General features: G+C 36.9%; 20 protein-coding genes. 9 read left to right on the top strand and 11 right to left on the bottom strand.

The features are described from left to right. Positions 1–16: 16 nt before the first annotated feature. The 6 genes from LQ227_RS14015 to LQ227_RS14040 all read right to left on the bottom strand — a co-directional run bounded on the left by LQ227_RS14015 (position 17) and on the right by LQ227_RS14040 (position 5,465). The gene (locus LQ227_RS14015; RefSeq protein ID WP_230149703.1) at positions 17–1,390 is read right to left on the bottom strand and encodes an exonuclease domain-containing protein; all 1,374 of its coding nucleotides are present in this window, start codon (positions 1,388–1,390) and stop codon (positions 17–19) included. 126 nt (positions 1,391–1,516) lie between these two features. Then, entirely contained in the window at positions 1,517–2,143 is a 627-nt protein-coding gene (locus LQ227_RS14020; protein ID WP_230149705.1) for a hypothetical protein, read from the bottom strand. A 10-nt stretch (positions 2,144–2,153) separates the two neighbouring features. Further along, the gene (locus LQ227_RS14025) at positions 2,154–2,507 is read right to left on the bottom strand and encodes a two-component system response regulator (RefSeq protein WP_230141996.1); all 354 of its coding nucleotides are present in this window, start codon (positions 2,505–2,507) and stop codon (positions 2,154–2,156) included. 121 nt (positions 2,508–2,628) lie between these two features. After that, a complete protein-coding gene (locus tag LQ227_RS14030) occupies positions 2,629–3,387 on the bottom strand; it encodes a LytTR family DNA-binding domain-containing protein (protein WP_230140469.1) in 759 nt (252 codons plus the stop codon). A gap of 163 nt (positions 3,388–3,550) precedes the next feature. Further along, positions 3,551–4,633, bottom strand: a complete 1,083-nt coding sequence (locus tag LQ227_RS14035) for a sensor histidine kinase (protein WP_230149707.1) — start codon at positions 4,631–4,633, stop codon at positions 3,551–3,553. A 91-nt stretch (positions 4,634–4,724) separates the two neighbouring features. Then, positions 4,725–5,465, bottom strand: coding sequence for a LytTR family DNA-binding domain-containing protein (locus tag LQ227_RS14040; RefSeq protein WP_230140473.1), 741 nt, complete (start codon positions 5,463–5,465; stop codon positions 4,725–4,727). A gap of 288 nt (positions 5,466–5,753) precedes the next feature. Between LQ227_RS14040 and LQ227_RS14045 the strand changes: the two genes are divergently transcribed. From LQ227_RS14045 to idi, 4 genes are all read left to right on the top strand, one after another. Beyond that, a complete protein-coding gene (locus tag LQ227_RS14045) occupies positions 5,754–6,029 on the top strand; it encodes a hypothetical protein (protein ID WP_230140474.1) in 276 nt (91 codons plus the stop codon). A gap of 175 nt (positions 6,030–6,204) precedes the next feature. Further along, a complete protein-coding gene (locus LQ227_RS14050; protein WP_230140476.1) occupies positions 6,205–7,107 on the top strand; it encodes a MerR family transcriptional regulator in 903 nt (300 codons plus the stop codon). Continuing rightward, positions 7,091–7,927, top strand: coding sequence for a phytoene/squalene synthase family protein (locus LQ227_RS14055; RefSeq protein ID WP_230140478.1), 837 nt, complete (start codon positions 7,091–7,093; stop codon positions 7,925–7,927). The genes LQ227_RS14050 and LQ227_RS14055 overlap by 17 nt, the downstream gene beginning before the upstream one ends. Beyond that, positions 7,928–8,470, top strand: coding sequence for an isopentenyl-diphosphate Delta-isomerase (gene idi, locus LQ227_RS14060; protein ID WP_230140479.1), 543 nt, complete (start codon positions 7,928–7,930; stop codon positions 8,468–8,470). It begins immediately after the preceding gene. Positions 8,471–8,664: 194 nt separating this feature from the next. Here the strand turns inward: idi and LQ227_RS14065 are convergent, their stop codons facing one another. The 3 genes from LQ227_RS14065 to LQ227_RS14075 are packed head-to-tail and all read right to left on the bottom strand — an operon-like array spanning position 8,665 to position 10,032. Further along, entirely contained in the window at positions 8,665–9,402 is a 738-nt protein-coding gene (locus LQ227_RS14065; protein ID WP_230149710.1) for a DNA-formamidopyrimidine glycosylase family protein, read from the bottom strand. A gap of 1 nt (position 9,403) precedes the next feature. Beyond that, entirely contained in the window at positions 9,404–9,607 is a 204-nt protein-coding gene (locus LQ227_RS14070; RefSeq protein ID WP_230140483.1) for a KTSC domain-containing protein, read from the bottom strand. A gap of 44 nt (positions 9,608–9,651) precedes the next feature. After that, positions 9,652–10,032 carry a hypothetical protein gene (locus LQ227_RS14075; RefSeq protein WP_230149712.1) on the bottom strand — a complete coding sequence of 127 codons (381 nt, stop codon included), beginning with the start codon at positions 10,030–10,032 and terminating at the stop codon, positions 9,652–9,654. A 111-nt stretch (positions 10,033–10,143) separates the two neighbouring features. On the opposite strand from LQ227_RS14075, the gene LQ227_RS14080 reads away from it, so the two are divergent. The 4 genes from LQ227_RS14080 to LQ227_RS14095 all read left to right on the top strand — a co-directional run bounded on the left by LQ227_RS14080 (position 10,144) and on the right by LQ227_RS14095 (position 14,111). Beyond that, positions 10,144–10,332, top strand: a complete 189-nt coding sequence (locus tag LQ227_RS14080; protein ID WP_029277933.1) for a hypothetical protein — start codon at positions 10,144–10,146, stop codon at positions 10,330–10,332. A gap of 514 nt (positions 10,333–10,846) precedes the next feature. Continuing rightward, positions 10,847–11,638: a HipA family kinase gene (locus tag LQ227_RS14085; protein WP_230149713.1), complete on the top strand. Its 792-nt coding sequence runs from the start codon at positions 10,847–10,849 to the stop codon at positions 11,636–11,638. Next, complete coding sequence (locus LQ227_RS14090) at positions 11,616–11,999, top strand: DUF3037 domain-containing protein (RefSeq protein ID WP_230149715.1); 384 nt, start codon at positions 11,616–11,618, stop codon at positions 11,997–11,999. The genes LQ227_RS14085 and LQ227_RS14090 overlap by 23 nt, the downstream gene beginning before the upstream one ends. 198 nt (positions 12,000–12,197) lie before the next feature. Beyond that, positions 12,198–14,111: an AAA domain-containing protein gene (locus LQ227_RS14095; protein WP_230149717.1), complete on the top strand. Its 1,914-nt coding sequence runs from the start codon at positions 12,198–12,200 to the stop codon at positions 14,109–14,111. A gap of 54 nt (positions 14,112–14,165) precedes the next feature. Here the strand turns inward: LQ227_RS14095 and LQ227_RS14100 are convergent, their stop codons facing one another. Next, entirely contained in the window at positions 14,166–16,019 is a 1,854-nt protein-coding gene (locus LQ227_RS14100) for a DNA topoisomerase 3 (RefSeq protein ID WP_230149719.1), read from the bottom strand. A 202-nt stretch (positions 16,020–16,221) separates the two neighbouring features. Between LQ227_RS14100 and LQ227_RS14105 the strand changes: the two genes are divergently transcribed. Then, positions 16,222–16,665 carry a hypothetical protein gene (locus LQ227_RS14105; RefSeq protein ID WP_230149721.1) on the top strand — a complete coding sequence of 148 codons (444 nt, stop codon included), beginning with the start codon at positions 16,222–16,224 and terminating at the stop codon, positions 16,663–16,665. Here LQ227_RS14105 and LQ227_RS14110 read toward each other — a convergent pair. After that, complete coding sequence (locus tag LQ227_RS14110; protein WP_230140503.1) at positions 16,662–17,447, bottom strand: murein L,D-transpeptidase catalytic domain family protein; 786 nt, start codon at positions 17,445–17,447, stop codon at positions 16,662–16,664. The two genes, LQ227_RS14105 and LQ227_RS14110, sit on opposite strands and share 4 nt — an antisense overlap. Positions 17,448–17,674 lie beyond the last annotated feature (227 nt).

A 17,674-nucleotide genomic window follows, 5' to 3' on the forward strand; every position in this document is an offset into this window, starting at 1 on the left:
GGCGTGTAGTTAAACGTTACAATTTATACAATTTCTGTGGGTGTTGTTCTGCGTAATTCAGAATTAAATTTAAGATATAACTGTTGGACTGATAGATAGAAAGATCATTTTTGATTGGCGCCAGACCATCAGCAAGATAGTTCTTATCGGTGAAGTAGCCCATTCCATAAAATTTTCCATTCTCTACAACCAAACAGCTAAACTCATTGTCTTTTCTGCCTTCATCCACCAGTGCGAAACTTGGTTGTTGTTTCTGGATATCGGCCAATGCCGTATTTAATTTTTTATTATAAACACTAACAGTTTCTATTCCGCTACATGCGCCAAAACACTGCCCATTTTCATGTGCATAACATTTAGTGGCCGTTTTTTGCAGGTAACAGAGCTTTGCACAAAGCTGGTATTTATCAACCAGTTGGTTTAAGAAATTATAACCTTCCAATAAACTGTTAAAACTCTGGAAGGAGTTGTTGTTTTTTTTATGTTTATCTATCGCTAAGCGCAAATAGCCGTTTTGATCTTCGAAAATATATAAATCATATTTATGCTCATAACGCTTCATTGCCCGGTTGTTTTCAGGCCAAAGGCGTTTTATTTCATTGGCTTCTAAAATGAGCGCCATTAATTCGGTACCACAAATTACATGGTCTACATCATGAATCGTGCGTAAAAAATCCTGGCGTTGCCGGTTAGGTGTATTGCCTGTAAAGTGACTGGTTACGCGTTTCTTAAGGTCTTTAGCTTTTCCAACATAAATAATCTTGCCCTTACTATCTTTAAAATAATATACACCTGGTTGATGAGGTAACCTCAGGATAGAAGCTTTATCTAAGTGCGGCGGTAAAACCTGCTCTTTTGATGTTTTCTTCAGCATTTCCGCAATTATGCCTTCCTGATCGTATTCTAGCAATAAATTGAATAGGATACTGGTCGCATCTGCATCTCCCGCTGCCCGGTGTCGGTTTTGAATCGGGATCTGCAAGGCTGTACAAAGTTTTCCTAAACTATAGGAAGATTTGCCAGGAATTAGTTTTCTGCTCAATCTTACCGTACACAGCTTTTTGCATTGTAAATCATATCCCGCAGCTGCCAAATGATGCTTCAAAAAGGAATAATCGAAGTTTACATTGTGCGCCACAAAAATCTTATCGTTTAATAACTGATAAATCTGTAAAGCAACATCATCAAAGGTTGGGGCATCCAATAACATGTTATCATCAATACCTGTGAGCGCCGTAATGTAGACGGGTATAGGCTGTTTCGGATTAATTAGGGTAGTGTAAGATTCAACTATTTCATTGCCATCATGGATGTTAATGGCAACCTCGGTAATACCATTTGCTGAGGCATGACCGCCAGTGGTTTCGATATCTACAACTGCGTATAACATTAAATTAATTTGAAATACAAATCTATGCTAAAATAATTAGTATGAAAATAATTTTGATTATTTCTTTAGCATAAAAAAAGCGGTTATGTATTTAACGTAACCGCCCTGGTATTTTGTATGTAAATATTAAAGTTTACTTAACAGCTTGCTTAAATTAGGTTTAATGCCTATAGAAATTGGTACAGTGTTAAAAGCCCTGTTCTGGATTTTACTAAAGCCATACATGTAACTGACCTCTACAAATAAATTGGCACCTCCAATATTATATTCAATACCTGCCCCACCTTCGGCAATACCCAAACCATTGGATTTATTATCTTGGGTAACCTGCAGGGTTGTGGTATTCACGCTAGCCCGAGGCGTAAGAATAAAACCACCACCAGCACCTGCAAAACCATAAAAAGCCCATTTGTTTACAATTTTACGGTACCCTAAAGCAACATTTAGCAAATAAGTGGTTGCCCTGCCTTTTTGTAAGGTATAGGTGTAGCCCGCATCTGGCGTTATCTGGTTAAAAGTAAAAGCATGTAAACTTGCTTTTGGGTATAAGAACAAACCGCCTTTGCCCAAACCCAGGTTTAAACCTAATGATGTTGAAAATTTTGGCTTAAAATAATCCGAAGTTTCGCCCATTGGGAACGCAAAGCCAATTCCACTCATGGAATAGAGTTTATCTGGTCTGCTTTGTGCTTTTACTTTGATTGATACTGTTGCGCATAACAACAGAAGAGATAGTAGTAATTTTAATTTCATATCTGATTTTTTAATTTTCGGTTAAAGCACTTACTTTTTGGAGCAAATCTGCCATATTAAAGGGTTTTTCTAAATAATCGTCGGGATGGTATTGTTGCGATGTAATATAATTTTCATCGTACCTGGCCGATGCCATAATAATAGGGATGCTCGCTGTTTCAGGATTTAACCTTAACTTTTTAAACACAGCACGCCCATCCATCCCATTTAACATAATGTCTAGAATAATCAGATCGGGACTGAAATCTCTTATTGTTTTAAAAATATGCCGTGGCGATAGTAGTGGATAAACTTTATAATGTTCGGTTTCTAATACATCCTGGAAAACTTCTAATACATCTGGATCATCATCCACGACCAACACTCTTTTCAAAACAGATAAATCAATTAATAATAAAATAGATTATCCTAATACAAAGTTTTTGACTTAATGTTTTGATTATGCCTTAAAAATTGATCCGATGCTGATGTTCGAGTATTAAAGACTACATTATGGTGCCAGGACGGGGTTTTTCCTGAAGCAAATTGTTCTTGATAAAATTTGCAAAAAGCTCTATGTATGTGCCCGAAACAGTAAATGATGTTTCGCCAGAAAGCAGTATTTTATTGCCGAGTACACTTTTGATATGCTGTTTTGCAATAACAACAGAAGGGTTAATCTGGATAAATGCTGAATGCTTTTTTAACATTTTCAAAGTCTTGGTAAAATTAGATTTTGAACTTAGAAAAGCATTTTTTGTAGTTTTAAATTGAATATCTTCCCCCATTTCTTCTATGGCAATCAATTCATTCAGCTCTATTCTTACCAAATCAGCATTTTCTCCTTGTAAGGGGATGTAAAAAAAATGATCGTCGAAAATGGAAAAAGGATGTTGTGCTTTTTTTCCAGTCGGATAGAGGTTGTTTATTGTTTTCGTAAAATGTAAAATAGAATAGGGTTTAAGCAAATAAGCATCCGCATCAACTTTAAAAGCATCAATGGCATACCGTGGGTGCGCCGTAGTGAAAACCAGGTGTTTTGTTTTTTGCCTTAATAGGGTTGCCAGTTCGATTCCGGAAAGTGAAGGCATTTCGACATCCATAAAAATAATATCGACAGGATTAGATACCGATATTTCTGCCAGGGCTTGGAGCGGTTCAGTAAAAGTTTGGATAAGCTTTAAATCAGGCAGTTTCTCCATATATGCTATTAAACTCTCTAGGGAATGAGGGTCGTCATCAATAGCGATACAACTTATTGACATTTTTTATAGGTTTAGTTGATGCAAATTACAATTTCAACCATTAAAATGAAAAAAAAACACATTCGAAACGGATTTTTATGTATTCGGCAAGGAAAATCAGCTTTTCTTTTGAGATTATTGTGTAATTTGAAATTTTAAACTAAAGTTATTAAAGCAGGTTTTCTTATTTGATTTTAATAACCAGCATTACTTTGAAAAACTGGTCTGAATCAGTAAAGTAGCTGAATTCAGCATTTTTGCCATAACTGTAAGCTAAGCGCTTCTTTATGTTTTCCAATCCAGAACTTAAGCCTGAGTTATCTTTAATTGCTTTTATTAAGTTTGAAGTTTCTATTATAAGTCGATGATCTTTGATGCTCAAACTCACTTTGGCAGGATGTAATGGCGTAAGCAGTTCGCCATGTTTAAACATGTTTTCTACCAAAGTGGTTAATACTAAAGGAATGATTTTAGTATTACGTATCTCGTCATCATACCAGAAACGGAGCTGTACCTGGTGATCTTTACGGAGCTGGTGCAGGTTGATGAGGTTTTCTACCTGGTTAATCTCCTCATCAAGCAAAATAAATTCTTTATCCTGATTGCTGTCAACCGAATAGCGCATCATCTCTGCAAGAGAATGAATAGCTTCTGCGGCAACCGGAGAAGAATCTTTCGCGTTCTGATAAATAAAATCTAAAGTATTAAATAACAGATGAGGCTGTATCTGTGCCTTTAAAAAGGCATTTTCCGATTTAGCTATCTGGATAATGTTATTTAACCGTTGTTTTTCCAGGTCTTCAATCTTTTTCCGTTCTTCGAGAAAATTAAGGAGAAAATAATAACTGGTAGCGAAGCACATAAAGTATATGGCCCGGTAAATCGGCGCAGCAAAAAAAGCTGCATTAAATATCAGTTTAATAGGACCATTATAATCTGTATAATTAATTACGATATAATCTAAACAAACCGTTAGTATTAAATAAGCACCTAGTTCGAGTAAAGTAAACAGAGGTAATTTCCACCATCTTTCATTAATCTTTTTCAGGGCCGAAGCCAAAACTACATGCGCGTGGAAATAAAATGTAGCGATGTTTAAGCTATAAAAAATAACATAAGTGCTCAGTGTAGAGAATCTGCCAACAAAGATGCCAATGATTATGGCCTCGTAAAATATGAATATGGTCCAACCTAAAATATGAAGTTTTTTGTCAGAAAACCAGGCTGAAATTTTGTGTAATTTGTTTTTTTTAGCGATAAGCGTCATTGGCTAGTTGATTGAGGAACGGCTATATATGCTAAACAATAAAACCATAAGCGTTTAATTGTTTAGATAACGAAAATACTAAAAAATTAGTTTAAGAGCGGTTAGTTTTAATCGTTTTCTCTTTTATGTAATCCTGTATGTTCTCCCGGTAACTATTTCCAATGTTGATGGTTAAATCATTAATCATTTTTAGTGTACCGCCCTCTACTTTCTCAATGTAGTTTTTAGCAATAATAAATGAGCGGTGTGCCTGGGCAAAATTCTGATAGTCTTTTAAAATAATCTTAATCTCTGATAGTGCAATGTATGACACAATGGTTTCGTTTAGGGTGAAAATCCTGACATAGTTTTGCAGGCTTTCTATCGCAACGATATCCGTATACCTTACCTTAATCAAATTGTTCTTCTCATTTTTATTTCTTACAAAGAAATAATCATCCTCTTTTTTAATACCAACATTCGGTAAGCTGGGGCTAAGGGGAAATAATCTGTTTATGGTCTCCGCAAAACGGGCAAAGGTATATGGTTTTAATAAATAAGCGCTTGCATTCATTTCAAAAGCTTCATAGGCATATTTAGAATGCGAAGTGGTAAAAATTAACTTGTCTGTTTTATGCCTAATTGCTTTTGATAATTCTAATCCAGAGATCATAGGCATATCAACATCTATAAAAATAATGTCAACCTGATCTCCTGCGGTAATTTCGTTTAATGCCTGTAATGGATCTGTATACGAGTTTATTAAATGAATGTTTGCGAGATGACTGATATATGATTTTATACCGTTGACGGCGTGAATGTCGTCATCAATTACGATACATGTTAATTTCATTAGGTATGTTTTAAGGTTAAACGAAATTATAGGTTGCTTTTTAAATAAAGAAATTATTTTAGGTCTGCAACGATGTTTAGTTGGTTTTTGTAGTAAATATGATACGTATATGTTTTTTTATGCAAGAAACATGATCAGCGAAAACCGACGATGAAAGGCTTTTATAAAAAGAATAAAACAATTTTATTTAATTACTTGTATAACAATATATTGCATTTTGAATCGTAGTTATTAATAGATATATTTAATAACCCAATAATCATCCCTAATTACCTAAAACAATATCCCATGAAAAATAGAACCCGCACCGCCAATAGATTAAACGTGTCTATTACCAAAAAGGTTATTGAACTGCAGGAGCAAGGTTACGACTGTGATTTTCTGCTACTGGCTAATGGTAGTTTACATTGCATGCAAACCAACTTAAGCTATCCGCTAAGTACGGTTGCTATTAAACAAAGGGAACATGGCTACGATTTCTTTAGCCATTCTTATAAAAATGTGCATACCATCGAAACAGGTAACGGCGAAAGAGGTGTATTGCTTACCGAAAAGGTGTTTTAACCGGTTACTTTATGCCTTTAATCAGTAGTTAAAATTTACTGCGTTTAGCAGGTATTTCATGCGAACTTAATGATTACGATGCATACAATATCAGACGATATATTTAGGGCATTTTAGTAAAAACTTTTTTTTCTTCTTTTTGTTTAAATTTTATTGAATATATTTAAACAAAATAATGACTTATTCTATTTCAGATCTTGAACAGCTTTCGGGCATCCATTCTCATACCATCAGGATCTGGGAACAGCGGTACAATGCACTGAGTCCGATGCGATCTCAAGGGAATACGCGTTTATATGATGATAAGCAGCTCCGAAGACTATTAAACATCGTAAGCTTAAATAAAAGCGGTTTAAAAATTTCTAAAATCTGCAGCCTTTCTGATGAAGCGATTGATAAATTGCTCGACCAACAGTTCTCATATCCTACTGATGATGAGCAGGCAGATTATGTTTCGCAACTTATTAGGCATGGTTTGGCTTTTGATGAGCACTCATTTAATCATTTAATTGATCAAAGCATTGATCAGTTGGGACTTTCAGATTGCTACCGGAAAATAATGTATCCATTGTTGGTCCGTTTGGGCTTAATGTGGCGAAAAGACGATATTTGCCCTGCACACGAGCATTTTTTATCAAACATTATCCGTCAAAAAATATTTACTCATATCAATAATCTTCCTTTAACAAGGCATGCTGGCGAAAGCTGGCTTCTTTTTTTACCGGAAGACGAGGATCATGATATTGGGCTGCTTTTTGCCAGTTATATGCTGAGGATGCACCATCATCAAGTTATTTTCTTAGGAAGCAAAGTTCCGTTGGATTCAATTAAGCGGATATTTTCCACATTAAATGTAGGCCATGTTTTGCTTTTTATGATAAAGTCAAGATCAGAACCTAGCGCGCAAAAATACGTAGATGAATTGTCTGAAATATGCTCATCCGCTAAGATCCATCTTGCCGGAAATAGTGAGGTAATCAGTAAACTAAACAATATCGAGCACATCAACTGGTTTAAAACGCTCGATGAATTTGAAAAAACAATACAATACCCTGTTTTACATGAAAGAAATTTTTGATCAACTATCTGCCAATTGTAGCCGGCTTACCACTAAGTTGTATAGTACCAGCTTTTCTTATGGTATTTATTTTCTTGGTAAAGAACTGCGTCAACCCATACACTCCATTTATGGCTTTGTACGTTTAGCAGATGAAATTGTAGATAGTTTCCATCAGTATGACAAGAATTTTTTATTAGAAAAATTTAAGAACGATACTTTCGAAGCCATTAGCCTGGGTATTAGTTTAAACCCCATTTTAAATTCATTCCAAAGGGTTGTAAATCAATATCAGATAGATCAGGAGCTGATTGTTCTTTTTCTGAGGAGTATGGAGATGGATCTTTCTACGCAAGAATATACACCAGAACTTTACAACGAATATATTTTAGGCTCCGCAGAAGTGGTGGGTTTGATGTGTTTAAAGGTTTTTACCAATGGCAATATTGCAGATTACGAACAATTGAAACCTTACGCCATGAAATTGGGCTCTGCATTTCAGAAGGTTAATTTTTTGAGGGATGTGAAAGCTGATCATCAAACACTTAGTCGAAATTATTTTCCCAATGTTAATTTAGCCCTATTCTGCGATCGTCAAAAAAAAGAAATCGAAGAAGAAATTGAAGCCGAATTTGCAATGGCCTTAACTGGTATTAAGCAGTTGCCTACAGCATCCAGAAATGGCGTATATTTGTCCTATATCTATTACAAAAAGTTATTTGCTAAGATAAAGCGCTTAAGTGCTGAAAAAGTCATGACTGAAAGGATAAGAATTTCGAACACGCGTAAAGTTGGTTTGATGTTTGGTTCTATTATCCGTAATAAGTTAAATGTAATTTAAATGGAAGAACAAGTTATTCTGGTTGATGAGGAGGATGTGCCAAAAGGACAGATGGATAAAATGGAAGCGCACGAGAAAGGTGTATTGCACCGTGCCTTTTCTGTTTTTATTTTTAATTCTAAACGCGAATTATTACTGCAGCAGAGAGCAATAAGCAAATATCATTCTGCAGGTTTATGGACAAATACCTGTTGCAGTCATCCTCGGATTGGAGAAAGTAATATCCATGCTGCAAAAAGGAGATTGATGGAAGAAATGGGGATGGACTGTGAATTGAACTATCTATTTAAATTTACCTACAAGGCAATATTTGAAGATGGATTAACGGAACACGAGGTTGATCATGTTTTTTTTGGCATGAGTGATGAACTACCGGTTATAAATCCCGATGAAGTAGAAGCCTTTAAGTATATGGATTTGCATACGCTAACACAGGATATTGTGGTTAATCCGAGTGCCTATACGCCGTGGTTAAGAATCTGCTTGGATAAAGTTGTAGCGCACGTATCAACGGCTAAAACAAAAAACGGGCATACAGCCTAAGCCATATACCCGTATCTAAATTAACGCTCTCGAGGACAAATATAGGACTAGTTTAGAAAATTCCTAAAAGATTAACATTTCTTTTACTTTAAGATTATAGTTTGTTGTTTTGATAAAAGATGTGCAATAATTTAAATGCTTAACATTTAGTGGTTTATATTTCTGAGTGGAAATTTTAAGCCGAAAAAATATTTCTAGCTAGCGTATAGTTTTTGGCATTTTTTACAGAAATAAGTTTGCCGGTGTGTTTTTCCGATTTCCTTTTTCTCGATTTTATGTTTAAGTGGGCACTCTTTCTTACTATATACTTCCCAATGCTTACCTAATGTATTTTCCTTTTTCCACTTTAAAAAATCAAAACTATAATTTCTGGCTTCCTTAACCAGTGCCTTTAATTTTGCAGGTGGCAAATTTTCAATTTTGGTTAAGGGATGTATACGGGTACGGTATAAGACCTCGTTTTTAATAATATTACCCACTCCACTAAAAATCTGCTGATCCAGCAATACATCGCAAACCAATGCCTGGGGTTTTTCTTTTAACTTTTTAATAGCTGCATTGCTGTCCCACTCATCAGCCATTACGTCGTTTTCCCAGTGGTAATGTTTTTTAACGTTTCCTTCCAGGAGGTCAACTTTGCAGGTATAAAAGTTTAACTCATCTTTTTTAAAGATGAGTCCCAATTTTAATGGCGCTTTTTTACGCTCATTAATTAAATAACTTCCAAATAACATAAAATGAATACGGATTGTGAAATCGTTAAAACAGATCAGGAAATGTTTACCCCAACTCTTAAAATCCTGGATCTTTTCATGAAGCAATCTATCCTTGTCGAAATTTGCATTGCCTGCTACTTCCAGTACCTCCGGTTTACCCAAATGGAGCGCTTTGATTAAATCTTTTAGTATTACTATTGATGGACCTTCGGGCATATCATTCTTCTTCTAGTTTCTGGAATTTAAATTTATCCTTAATGTGACGGTTAAAATATCTTCCTTTCGATCCGGAAGCCTTTAACATCTTGTAAATTTTTTCTGGGACCTCTTTATATTGATAAATCATATCGGTTACAAAGATGATTTTCAATGTTTCTGTAGCTGCATCATAACTAAAATATTTGATTACTGATGATGGCATAATATTAAATTATACCTTAAAAACAGCTACTGTTACAAATGGTTTCAATCGTTTTTGAGTGCTGATTCTTCCCGTTGAGCTTTAATCTTTTCCTTTTTCAGATCGATACGGATAATATTATATAAACTCATATAAACATTTGCTACCCATATTATCGAAAAGAAAGAAATAAGGTAACCACGCCAATCAGGGTAAAGTAAGGTGAATTTGGTAATAAAAAGCAGTATCGCGGTTACATAATGACTGAAGCAATATTCGCAGGTAAAAACATAAAAAAACTTTCTTTTTGCCAGTTGATCGCAGTTTTTAGAACGGTTTACACAGAACTCACGCGCTTCTTTGAAAATTTCTTCTTTTGTAACCGTCCAGGCGATGCAAGCTACAGGTAAAGCCATAATGAAGAGATAATAGATGTGTGCTTCCATAGTAATTAAATCAGGGTATAAATACAACCTTAAACTCTTGAAAATGTTTATTAAGCGATAAACATTTTGATTATATTTATGTTAATTAAAATATATCTAATTATTTGTTTTATGGAAAGATCAGAAATCATATCTCTACTTGAGGTAATCAATCAGCAGGTTAGTTCTTCGGTTTTAGGTGGGATGGAAGAAGAATATGAAGAATTAGAAAGCATGGGCCTGATTAAAATTAACCGCGATTCGGTACAATGGTCGTCTGCTATGACGCCTGCAGGAAATGCATATTTAGGACACGATTAGTTGGGTTAGCGTTGACACAGGAAATGGCTAAGTTCTCATGACTTGGAAAGCAGTTGGAGTGGTTCTTCGTTTATGTAGTCCCGCCCCCGTTTCTGCCCCGATGAAGAATCTTGGCATTCACTATGGTCGGGTTTAGCTTACTTTGGTCCCTGCTCATAGCTTCGTTTTTCCTGCTGTAGCCAATTTACTTAACACTCCTGACTTTGAACTAAAATACTGTTTAAGCCATATAGCCCTGATGGAAATGGAAATCCCTTTTGGGCCTCGTTGAATTGTTTATATCGGTTTTTAACCAAAAGGATTGGAATGGACAGCAGGACTGAACCCTCCCTAATGGCTACTGGCCTTGCGCTTCAAAAAAAATAACTGTTTATTTTTAACGATTGATCAGCAGACTTCCCATCAGGATCTTTACGACTAAACTTTGACCAATTTATTGTTGGAATTCTGCTAAATTTGCAGCAAGTTTAGAATTGTGCCCTAAATAAAATAAAAGGCCATTCTATCTGCAGATATGAACGATTTACAACTTAGAACGGTAAATGTAACCAGATACGTTACGCCTTTGCGCGAGGGTGGCTCTATGCCTGCCATTGCGGAAGCTGATGATAACTTTTTATATGTACTTAAATTTAGGGGGGCAGGACAGGGCACCCGGGCTTTAATTGCCGAACTAATTGGTGGCGAAATAGCCCGCTATTTAGGTTTGCGTGTACCGGAATTGGTTTTTGCCAATTTAGATGAGGCTTTTGGGAGAACAGAACCCGACGAAGAAATACAGGATCTGCTAAAAGCCAGCGTGGGTTTAAATTTGGCACTACACTATTTATCTGGCGCAATAACATTCGACCCGACTGTAACTACTGTTGATGCTAAACTTGCTTCACAGATTGTATGGCTAGATTGTTTTTTAACCAACATGGACCGTACCTGCAGAAACACCAATATGTTGCTGTGGCATAAGGAGCTTTGGCTAATCGACCATGGTGCTGCATTATATTTTCATCATTCTTGGCAGAATTGGGAAGAGCAGGCTATTAAACCTTTCTTTTTGGTAAAAGACCACGTATTGTTGCCATGGGCTACTGAACTGGAGAGTGTAAATGACGAATTTAGTAAACTACTTAGCCCTGAAAAGATAGAATCTGTTATTAATTTAATTCCTGATGATTGGTTGGAAGGCGAAACGAACTTCGAAAGCAAAGCAGCGCACCGTAATGCCTATACGCATTTCCTTACTACCAGGTTAACCCATTCAACTATATTTTTAAAAGAAGCACAGCATGCAAGGGAAATTCTTATTTGAGTATGCTGTGATTCGCGTAATGCCAAGGGTAGAACGTGAAGAATTTATTAATGTGGGCATTATTTTGTTTTGTGCCAAGCAAAAATTTCTAAAAAGTGTTTTTTCCCTGGATGAGAAAAGAGTAAAGGCTTTTTCTGCAGAGATAGATTTAGAAGAGCTAAAAGAGAACTTATGTGCTTTTGAAAGAATAAGTACATCTGCAAAAGGATCAGGTCCAATTGGTCAATATGACCAGGCTTCTCGTTTTAGGTGGCTCACGGCAACCAGAAGTACCGTAGTGCAGTGCTCAAAAGTGCACCCTGGTTTTTGCGATGATGCTGAAGAGACTTTGTTAAGGCTGCATAACGAGCTTGTTTTATAGCGCTATGTGCATGGCGCTTGGCGTTAAGCGTTTGATTTACCTTTAAGAACAAATATTTTCAGCTCTTGAACAGTACATCAAGCTAACAATCAGGTAATTAAGCGATTATTTGGTTTGCGATTGGCAGTTTTTAGTTGACAATCAAGCAATCTAACAATTAAGCAATACAACAATTTATACAGTTAACCACCCTTTCCCTTGCCAAAAGAATATTTCAAAAAACTCCAGGATCTGCTCGATACCGAACGCAACGAAGATTTACAATCGTATTTAAAACTTACTGAAAATACTTCGGCCGCCGATAGGAGGGCCTTGGGTTTAACCTGGTACCCTATTGCAATCAGGAATACCGAAATAGGCCGTGGCGATTATTTAACTGTAGAGTTGGAACGGACTACCCATCAGGATTTTTCTCATCAGTTCCGTTTTGGTTCGTCGGTGGTATTATTTTCTAATCACGATGCCAAAGAAGACCGGATAGAGGGGATTATAAATCACCAAAGTGGCAGCAGGATGAAAATCAGCTTCCGTGTTGATGAATTACCAGACTGGACCAGAGATGGCAAACTCGGTGTAGACTTACTTTTTGATAATAACAGTTACGACGAAATGCAGGGTGCCCTTAAACAGGCTACGCATTTGGCAGAAAATGAATCGGAAAATAAACTGATCCGTATTTTAACGAAAGGAGAAAAACCTTCATTTCGGGGCGAAGAGAAATTTATCATTCCAAATACGTTAAACGACTCGCAGCAATTAGCGGTGAATAAAATTATTGCAGCCGATCATTTGGCTGTGGTTCATGGTCCACCAGGCACTGGAAAAACGACAACACTTGTGCACGCTATAAAATCGTTGGTTAAACACAGCGATCAAAAAATTTTGGTGGTAGCACCAAGTAATACTGCTGTTGATTTACTTACTGAAAAATTAGCGGCTGAGGGGCTAAAAGTAATCCGTGTAGGGAATCCGGCAAGGGTTTCAGAAAGATTGCTTGCGGCTACGCTTGATCATCAAATGGCCGATCACGCGGAGATGAAAACGATTAAGGCTTTAAAAAAGCAAGCCAGTGAGTATAAAAACATGGCCCATAAATATAAGCGGAGCTTCGGCAAAGCAGAACGGGAGCAACGTAAGGCCTTGTTTGATGAAGCGCATAAAATTGGAAAGGAAGTGGAAAAAACGGAGCAGTACATTATGGATAATCTGTTTACTAAAGCACAGATTATTACCGCTACCCTGGTGGGAGCCAACCATTATACTGTTCGGAATTTAAAGTATAATACCATTGTAATTGATGAGGCTGGCCAGGCTTTGGAACCTGCTTGTTGGATACCGATTTTAAAAGCACAGAAAGTAATATTAGCTGGTGATCATTTTCAGCTTTCTCCAACTATAAAATCAAATGAAGCAGCCAGAAACGGTTTAAGTAATACTTTACTCGAAAAAGCAGTAAACCTTCATCCAGAGTCGGTTGTGTTGTTAAAAGAACAATACAGAATGAACAAAGATATTATGGGTTATTCATCTCAGGTATTTTACAAAAATGAGTTGATAGCGCATCAATCTGTTGCCGATCATTTATTGTTTACCGGCGATCAAGCGATTCAATTTATCGATACTGCAGGCTGTAGTTTTGACGAAAAATTAGATGGAACAAGTACAACCAATCCTGATGAAGCTGCATTTTTGGTCAAACATTTAACGAATTTGGTTGCTAGTTTGACAGATAAAACCTTAACTGATAGTTTTCCGTCTGTTGCCATTGTTTCGCCTTATAAACAGCAGGTTCAGATTTTAAATGCATTGGTTCAGGAAAATGAAATTTTAAATCCATATCGCAATAAAATTGCAGTTAACACCATTGATAGCTTTCAGGGGCAGGAACGTGATGTGGTTTATATTAGCCTTACCAGGAGTAATGGCGATGGAAGCATTGGGTTTTTATCAGATACCAGGAGAATGAATGTTGCCATGACAAGGGCAAGGAAAAAGCTGGTTGTTATTGGCGATAGTTCTACTTTATCGAAATCTAATTTTTATGCTGAATTTATCCAGTATGTTGAGCAATTGAACGCATACCACAGCGCCTGGGAATTTATGGAGCTATAACCGTAAAATTGTTGCTTTTTGCAACTGCTTCGCATGATGTGACGCAAGTTGATGCTAAGCCTTTTCCAGTTTCTTTTCTTCTGCGAGTTTGGCCGATATACTGGCCCCTGCAATTAACAGTTCGTGCGTAATGGTTTTGGTATATTCTGTGATTTCTGATTTAAAATCTTTTACTGATGAGCCTGAACGTATTTCTTCCAATCTTTTTTCCCACTGTCCGGTAAGTTCAGCCTGCGCTATCTGTTTATCTTTAACCACTTCGTAAACAGCGAGACCTTTATTGGTAGGTACAAGATTTCGCTTTTCCCTGGTAATATATTCTCTGGTGATTAACGTTTCGATAATGGATGCACGCGTTGCCGGCGTACCTAAACCACTATCTTTCATGGCATAACGTAATTCTTCATCTTCAATCTCCTTGCCGCATGTTTCGAGCGCTTTTAATAACGAAGCCTCGTTGTACATTGGCTTTGGTTTAGTCTGCTTTTCTAAAAGAGATTTTTCTGTTATAGGCAATAGTTCTCCAACAGCAACCTTTGGTAAAGCTGCATTGTCTTCATCTTTTTTATCATCTTCAGGGTCATTAAAAACAGCTCGCCAGCCCGCAGAGCGGATTACCGTTCCATTGGCCACAAAAGTAACTCCTGATTGAATGGTTATTTTGGTTAATTCTTTAAGACATTCCTGGTGAAAAGCCTCAATCATACGACCAACAACCATATCGTATACAGCTTGTTTATCTGCACTTAGTCCATAAGCCTGCTCGCCTGTTGGTAAAACAGCATGGTGATCGGTTACTTTTTTAGCGTTAACACTTCGCTTATTTAAAGTAATGGTTTGCAAAAATTGTGCTTGTTTTCCAAAATCAGCATGATCGGTAAATTTTGCAATCAAATCTGGAACGCCTGCAAAAACGTCATCACCAATGTAGCGCGATCCGGTACGGGGGTAGGAAACCAATTTGCTCTCGTACAGGTTTTGCAAAATATTAAGTGTTTGATCAGCAGTATATCCCTTTTTCTTATTGGCTTCTTGCTGTAAACTACTTAAGTCGTGCAATAACGGAGGTGGTTCTTTTCTTGGCTTTGCTTCTACAGCCGTAATGTTTCCTCCTGCAGGAAAGCCAGAAGCCACATCCTCTACAAGCGCAAATAACTTTTCTACTTCTTCCTTTTCCTTATAATTCGAAGTTGATATAGCCTTAAATGTCTGCTCATCCTTGGTCAGCAAAATACTGATCTGATAATAGGTTTGAGGAACGAAATTTTTAATCTCCAAAAAACGAGCACAGATCATGGCCAGGGTAGGCGTTTGTACCCGCCCCAATGAAAGAACTGTTCTGTTACCTGCCGAAATACTTAGCGCCTGTGTGGCGTTCATTCCCACCAGCCAGTCTGATTCTGAGCGGCAATGAGCCGAATTAAACAGGGTATCGTAATCGGTTCCCGGTTTTAAGTTTCTGAATCCATCTTTTATTGCTTCATCTGTTTGCGAAGAGATCCAAAGGCGTTTGAAAGGTTTTTTGCATTTCAGGTAATAATAAATGTACCTGAAAATTAATTCACCCTCACGCCCCGCATCCGTTGCCACAATAATTTCACTCGCCTCATCAAAAAGTTTTTTTATGGTGTCTAATTGTTTTCGCACTGCCGGATCTTCTACAAAACCATCTTTTGTTTTAATCTTTCTAATGGCAAGTTTAAACTTTTGCGGAAGCATAGGTAAATGTTGCTTCCTCCAGCCAATAAAACCATAATCTTGAGGGGGAGCCAATTGTAACAAATGCCCGAATGCCCAGGTAAAAGAATATCCTTTACCTTCAATGTATCCATCTTTTCTGGTGGTTGCTCCGAAAACTTTAGCAAGTTCACGACCAACAGAGGGCTTTTCTGCAATTACAATCTTCATGAATGGGCTTATCTTTTCAACCCCAAAGATGATTAAAATATTGGCAACCGATTAAAAAAATTACTCACAATGCTAATAACATTCCTTTGGGCAAACAATTATCAGATAACTTTGTCCATCATTAGTGTCAGAATTTTTTATATCGGATTGATTAACAATTTGGTAATATCGTTATCTAACAGCTACAATTGATTTTTAATGAATGGATAAAATTTATGAACTGGCAGACAATAAAATTAAAGTAGGGCTCGAACCGCAATTAATCCGCGTGTATAGTAATGCTCAACTTTGGGCTTATCTTGATGGAAAAGCAGATTCAAGGTTTGAACTTTTGATAAAAACAATTAAAGCCGATTATGAACAGCATTTCGGTAAAGCACTGGCTATTTCTAACGCTTCGCTTATTGTAGAAATCCTGGTACATGTGTATTGCGATTATCTGGGATTGTCTTTTAACCGCATAGTACGGATAAAATGGATGCAGGCTTTAGTTAAAAAACTGCTCAAACGTGCTGAAGTTGTAGACTGCGGCGAAAAGGAGGTAGACAGTAACCGTTGGGTTTGGGATTTATTGGCCAGCAGCAAATCTATCTTTACCTGGATCTTGCCTAAAAACCTGAACGCCAAAAATATTAAACAATATTAATCCATTTGGGCTGCTAAAATCTGTTCCTGATTTAATACAACACTTGCTGCCAGTGTTTCATTTAAAAATGATGAATTGTATTGTTGTTCTGAATTATTGATAAACAGTACCGTTCGGTCTGAAATGGTATTGATCACCTGATCGGCCAACTTAGCCGGGACAGCAGGACAACCCTGACTTCTGCCCAGTCTGCCTAATTGATCGATGCTTTTTTGACTTACATAACTGGCACCATGAACCACAATAGACCTCTCTCTCGCATTGCTGTTAAAACCTTGGTCCATGCCATCCAGTTTAAGCGAACGGCCATGTTTTCCGTAGTAGACTTCACCGGTTAAATAAAAACCTAAGCTACTCTGGTTCGAATTGATATTGTTGGAAAAATAGGCTGGCTTATCGCCACCACTGTTTTGCCCATGGGCTACCCAAGTATTTAATACTAATTTTTTGCTCGCAAGATCGATAATATACAGGCGTTTTTTAGAACTTTCCTGATCAAAATCGGCAATGGTTAAAACAGATTTGGTATGTAAAAGGCCAGAATGTTTTAAGTTATAAAAACCGGTTAGCGCTTTTTCAAAAACCTGTTCACTTAATCCGGCAGAATCTAAATGAACCTGATGGTAAATATTTGAGATATATTGATTGTATAAGCTATCTGTAGCTATGTGCTTAACAACTTCTTGTTGTGTATGGGGAAGCTCCGCTGCTTTCCAACTTGTTCCGACAATGCTCATACCCATCAAAAAAATCGTAGCAATGTCCAGGATGTATTTCTTCATTCAGTATGGTTTAGTTTGATATTGAGCTATTTATACGGTTGTTTTGCTCAAATGTTGCCCAAATCAATTCTGTAGCGTTTCAAATACAAATGGTTTTACATTTTCGTGACTTAAAACGGAATAATATAGCTTTTAGGAATGTGAAGCAGCAAGCTATATTAGATCTATTGTTCCCGTTGAATTGCAGAGGACGCAGATTTGAGTGGCTTATCATTCCCAATGGAAAT

This window comes from Pedobacter sp. Bi27 (genome assembly GCF_918698255.1).
Taxonomy (GTDB): Bacteria; Bacteroidota; Bacteroidia; order Sphingobacteriales; family Sphingobacteriaceae; genus Pedobacter.